Below are 5,191 nucleotides of genomic sequence, written 5' to 3'. Positions count from 1 at the left end.
GCGACCGGCCCGCTGCAGGCCGCCGCCAGCCGCCGCATCGAGGCCCGCGCGGACCGGCACGCCCTCGAACTCACCGACGACCCGGAGCAGTTCATCGCGATGCAGCGCCGCCTCGCGGTGGCCAACGTGTCCGACGTCGACCCGCCGCGCCTGCTGGTGCTGCTCTTCGGCACCCACCCCAGTGCCACCCGCCGGATCGCCGCCGCCCGCGCCTGGCGCCCGGCCGCCGCGCCGCCGGCCGCGGCACCCCCGGCCGGCTGAGGACCGGGCGCCGCCGACTGCCGTGCCGGCGTCCACGGCCGCGGCCGTAGACTCGCAGGAGTCGTCACGGAACGTATCGAACAAGGACTCTGATTCATGGTGGACCCTTCCCCCAAGGTCGTCGTCGTCGTGCCCACGTACAACGAACGGGAGAACCTGCCGGTCATCGTCGGCCTGCTCGCCGACCTGGGGATGCCCGACCTGCACGTGCTGGTCGTCGACGACAACTCGCCGGACGGCACCGGTGAGGTCGCCGACAAGCTGGCCGCCGGGTCGCCGGACACCGTCGGCGTGCTGCACCGCACCGACAAGGACGGTCTCGGCCGCGCCTACGTCGCCGGCATGAGCCGGGCGCTCGACGAGGGCGCCGACGTGGTCGTGCAGATGGACGCCGACCTGTCGCACCCCGCCGCCGTCCTCCCGGTCATGGTCGAGACCCTGCTCTCCGGCGACGCCGCGGTGGTGCTCGGCTCCCGTTACGTGCCGGGCGGCTCGACCGCCGCCGAGTGGCCGTGGCACCGCAAGGCGCTCTCCGCCTGGGCCAACTTCTACGTCAACGCGATCCTGCGGCTGCACGTCAAGGACGCCACCGCCGGCTTCAAGGCGTGGAAGGCGGACACCCTGCGGGCGATCGACCTGCAGTCGGTGCACAGCAACGGCTACTCCTTCCAGGTCGAGATGAACCACCGCACCGTCCGCCGAGGCCTGCGGATCGCGGAGGTGCCGATCCGGTTCGAGGAGCGGGTCAAGGGCGCCTCCAAGATGAGCTTCGGCGTCCAGGTCGAGTCGGCGCTCGCGCCGTGGAAGCTGCTGTTCGCCGGACGCCGCTGACCGGCCCCCGCCGCGGCGGCCGGCCGGGGGAGCACCCCGGCCCCCGCCGCGCGGGTGACGTGCCGTCACCGTGCAGCGGTGTCGGCCGGATCGCGCCCCTCCGCGTTCCTATGCTGCGTCGGTAAGGCCGGGTACGACCGGGCTTCCGACTCCCGAACGGTTGAACGCATGCGAGTGAAGACCCGGAGCCGGCGGGTGTGGGCCGGCATCGGCGCCGTGCTGGTCGGCGTCACCGCGACCACCGGTGCGGCCGCCCCGCAGAAGGGACCGCGCCAGGACCTCGGCCCCGCGATCTCCGCGATCCTGGACAAGCCGCGGTACCAGCACTCCCAGTGGGGCATCCTGGAGCAGGACCCGCAGACCGGCCGGACGATCCACGACCTGCAGGGCGGCAAGTTCTTCATCCCCGGATCGGTCGCCAAGCTGATGAGCGTCTCCGGCGTCTGGGACACGCTCGGCGGCGACCACCGCTTCACCACCCCGGTCAACGCGCTGGGCAACCGCTCCGGCTCCGTCCTCACCGGCAACCTGGCGATGGTCGCGCAGGGCGACCTGACCATGGGCGGGCGGACCGCGCCGGACGGCCAGGTCTCCTACACGCCCGTCGACCACACCTACGCCAACGACGTCCCGGGTGCCACGCTCACCCCGGAGGACCCGCTGGCCGGCCTCGACTCCATCGCGCAGCAGGTCCGTTCGGCCGGCATCACCCAGGTCCGCGGCAACGTCGTCGTCGACCCGCGGCTGTTCACCGCCGGGCCGCCGCTCGACCCGGCGCCCACCCCGATGATCGTCAACGACAACGTCATCGACCTGCTCACCACCCCGACCGCCCCCGGGCAGACCGCGCAGCTGTTCTGGCGGCCGCAGGTCGCCCCGTACCAGGTCACCTCGGACGTGCGGACCGTCCCGGCCGGCGGCACCACCGACATCCAGGTGTCCGCCGACCCGGACGGCACCCGGATCACCCTCTCCGGCACCATCGCCGCCGACGCCGCCCCGGTGCTGCGGATCTCGCACGTCCAGGACCCGAACGCGTTCGCCCGCACCGCCCTGATCGAGGCGCTCGCCCGGGCCGGCGTCACGGTCGGCGCCCGCCCGGTCGGCCCCAACCCGGTGGACCTGCTGCCCGCCTCGTACCCCGCGGGCTCCCGGGTCGCCGCCTACGTCTCCCCGCCGTTCGAGCAGTACACCCGGCTCATCCTCAAGGTCAGCCACAACCTCGGCGCCAACCTGGGGATCTGCCTGATGGCCGTCTCCGCCGGCAGCCACGACTGCCTGGACGGCTTCCCCGTGCTGCGGGCCTTCCTGGAGCGGGCCGGCGTCGACCTCACCCAGGTCCAGCTCGCCGACGGCCGCGGCGGCGACCCCGTCGACCGGGTCACGCCCGTCGCGATCAACCAGATCCTCGCGTACTGGCTGCGCACCCCCGAGGCGGACACCTTCCGCAACGCCCTGCCGATCCTCGGCGTCGACGGCACCCTCGCCGACAACTGCACGGACTGCCCGGCCAAGGGCAAGGTCTGGGCGAAGACCGGCACCGTCGCCGGCTTCGACTACCTCAACCAGCAGCTCGCCGTCGGCGCGGAGACCGTCGCCGGCTACCTGGACGCGGGCAACGGCCGGCTCCACACCTTCTTCGCCGGCGTCAACAACACCCAGGCCGCCGACTTCGACGACTTCCTGGAGGTCATCGACGACGTCACGAACGTCGCCGCCCTCCTCCAGCAGCAGGCCGCCCGCCACCCGCACCACTGACGGACCGCCACCACCGGGCCGCGGACGGCACGGCCGTCCGCGCCCCGCGGCGTGCCCGCCGAAACCCGGTGGCCCGGCGGCACAGCCCCCGACGACAATGCGGCGGACACCGCGGTACGGGGGAGGGGTCGTGGAACGACCGGACGACGACGGGCGGCCGTTGCTGCTGCTGGACGTGGACGGGCCGCTCAACCCGTACCGGGCGAAGCCGCAGCGCCGGCCCGAGGGCTACCTCACCCACCGGGTGAAGCCCGCCTCCTGGCTGGAACGGCACCGCGACACACCGCCGGCCCGCGTGAAGCCGCTGCGGCTGTGGCTGCACCCCGGGCACGGACCGGCCCTGCTCGCCCTGCCGTACCGGCTCGTCTGGTGCACCACCTGGCAGGACGAGGCCAACGAGTGGATCGGGCCGCCGATCGGCCTGCCCCGGCTGCCCTTCGTCCGCTGGCCGCGGATGCACCACGGCGACCCCGACGGGCTGCACTGGAAGACCCGGTACCTGACCGAGTGGGCCGCCGGCCGGCCGTTCGCCTGGGTGGACGACGAGATCGAACCGCAGGACACCGCCTGGATCACCGCCCACCACCCCGCTCCGGCGCTGACCCTGCTGATCGACCACCGGTACGGCCTGCGGGCCGCGGACTTCGCGGCCCTCGCCCACTGGGCCGAGCAGCTTCCGGCGGCCGGCCGGTGACCGCCGGGACGGTGCGCAGCCTGCACCGCCACCCCCTGAAGTCCGCGCTCGGCGAGGAGATCGCCCATGCGCGGATCACCGGGCGCGGCCTCGACGGCGACCGGGTCCGCGCCCTGCTCGACACCGCCACCGGCCGCGTGGTCAGCGCCAAGAACCCGCGGCTGTGGCGCGCCCTGCTGACCGTCACCGCCCGCACCACCCCGCACGGGATCCGCCTGCTCGCCGCCGACGGACGGGAGTTGGACGAGGCGGGGCTCACCGCGCTGCTCGGCCGGGAGGTACGGGCCGTCGACGTGCCGCCGCCCGGCGCCGAGCTGGAGCGCAGCGTCCCCGAGGAGGTGCTCGACCGCGGCGCGGACGCCGAGGTGACGTCCACCGTGCACGTCCTCGGCAGTGCGGCGCCGCCCGGGACGTTCTTCGACTTCGCACCCGTCCACCTGGTCAGCACCGCGACGCTGGCGGCGCTCGGCGAGGGCACCGGCACCGGCGGGCCGGTCGCGGCGGCCCGCTACCGGCCCAACCTGGTGGTCGACACCCCGGGGCGGCGCGGCTTCCCGGAGAACGGCTGGGTCGGCCGCGAGCTGCGGATCGGCGACGGCGTCCGGCTGGAGGTGCTGGCGGCGACCCCGCGCTGCGCCGTCCCGACCCTGGCGCACGGCGCGCTGCCGCGCGACCTCGAGGCGCTGCGCGCGGCCGCCCGGCTGAACCGGGTGGAGCCGCTGCCCGGCACGGGCCCGATGCCCTGCGCCGGGGTGTACGCGCGGGTGCTGGCGGGTGGCACCGTCCGCCGCGGGGACGCCGTCAGCCTGCGGTGACCGGGCGGGCGGGCGGGGCGCCGACGGCGGCGGCCAGCGCGGCGAGGAAGCGGTCTCCGGTGGCCGGGTCCCGGACGGCGATCCGCAGCCAGTCCGGCCCCAGGCCGGGGAAGGTGTCGCCGCGCCGCACCGCGAACCCGGCCTCCCGCAGCCGCTCCCGCACCGCGGCCGCGCCGGCCAGCTCCACCAGCAGGAACGAGGACGCCGGGGTGCCGTGCACCCGCACGCCGGGGACGCCGCGCAGGCCCGCCAGCAGGTGCGCCCGGTGCGCGGCCAGCTCGTGGGCGGCCTCCTCGGCCTCGGCGAGCGCGGCCGGTGCCGAGCAGACCTCGGCGGCCGCCAGCGCCGGGGTGGAGACCGGCCAGAGCGGCTGGGCGGCGGCGAGTTCGGCGATCAGCTCCGCCGGGCCGAGCACGTAGCCGATCCGCAGCCCGGCCAGGCCCCAGGTCTTGGTGAGGCTGCGCAGCACGACCACCCGGCCCGGCAGGCCGCGCACGTCGGCGAGGGCGGCGCTCTCGCCCGGGACGGTGTCCATGAAGGCCTCGTCGACCACCAGGGTGCGGCCGGGGCGGGCGAGCGCGGCGACGTCCGCGGCGGGGTGCAGCACGGAGGTCGGGTTGGTGGGGTTGCCGATCACCACCAGGTCGGCCTCCTCGGGCACCGCGCCGGGCGTCAGCCGGAAGCCGTCCCCGGCGCGCAGCACCGCCCGGTGCACGGTGTGCCCGGCGTCCCGCAGTGCGGCCTCCGGCTCGGTGAACTGCGGGACGAGGCGAGCGAGGCCGCCACCGAGGCCTTCGGCAAGGACGTCGTCCGGCACTACGCGCACGCCGGC

The 5,191-nt window shown here is 75.5% G+C and carries 6 protein-coding genes; 5 read left to right on the top strand and 1 reads right to left on the bottom strand.

Going from position 1 to position 5,191, the window contains the following annotated elements; genetic code table 11:
- The 5 genes from ABZ641_RS25215 to ABZ641_RS25195 form a co-directional block, all read left to right on the top strand.
- A partial coding sequence (locus tag ABZ641_RS25215; protein ID WP_359985147.1) for a M48 family metalloprotease occupies positions 1-261 on the top strand: 261 nt, incomplete at its 5' end.
- Between the two features lie 96 nt (positions 262-357).
- Positions 358-1,092 carry a polyprenol monophosphomannose synthase gene (locus ABZ641_RS25210; RefSeq protein WP_359985144.1) on the top strand — a complete coding sequence of 245 codons (735 nt, stop codon included), beginning with the start codon at positions 358-360 and terminating at the stop codon, positions 1,090-1,092.
- Between the two features lie 168 nt (positions 1,093-1,260).
- The gene (dacB, locus tag ABZ641_RS25205; RefSeq protein ID WP_344621969.1) at positions 1,261-2,850 is read left to right on the top strand and encodes a D-alanyl-D-alanine carboxypeptidase/D-alanyl-D-alanine-endopeptidase; all 1,590 of its coding nucleotides are present in this window, start codon (positions 1,261-1,263) and stop codon (positions 2,848-2,850) included.
- A gap of 130 nt (positions 2,851-2,980) precedes the next feature.
- A complete protein-coding gene (locus tag ABZ641_RS25200) occupies positions 2,981-3,544 on the top strand; it encodes a hypothetical protein (protein ID WP_344621968.1) in 564 nt (187 codons plus the stop codon).
- An 11-nt stretch (positions 3,545-3,555) separates the two neighbouring features.
- Positions 3,556-4,359 (top strand): MOSC domain-containing protein, encoded by an 804-nt coding sequence (locus ABZ641_RS25195; protein ID WP_344621967.1) that lies wholly within the window; start codon positions 3,556-3,558, stop codon positions 4,357-4,359.
- On the opposite strand, the gene cobC is transcribed toward ABZ641_RS25195, so the two are convergent.
- The coding region (gene cobC / locus ABZ641_RS25190) for an Rv2231c family pyridoxal phosphate-dependent protein CobC (RefSeq protein WP_359985140.1) at positions 4,346-5,191 on the bottom strand (846 nt) is incomplete at its 5' end. The genes ABZ641_RS25195 and cobC overlap by 14 nt on opposite strands.

Origin of the sequence: Kitasatospora sp. NPDC007106, from assembly GCF_040634455.1 — a bacterium.
Taxonomy (GTDB): domain Bacteria; phylum Actinomycetota; class Actinomycetes; order Streptomycetales; family Streptomycetaceae; genus Kitasatospora; species Kitasatospora arboriphila.
Note: the sequence above shows the minus strand (reverse complement) of the source record. Positions and strands in the feature narration are given on the sequence as shown.

Coding starts and splice junctions, on each gene's coding strand:
- ABZ641_RS25210 (WP_359985144.1), top strand. CDS start 358: ATGGTGGACCCTTCCCCCAAGGTCGTCGTCGTCGTGCCCACGTACAAC.
- dacB (WP_344621969.1), top strand. CDS start 1,261: ATGCGAGTGAAGACCCGGAGCCGGCGGGTGTGGGCCGGCATCGGCGCC.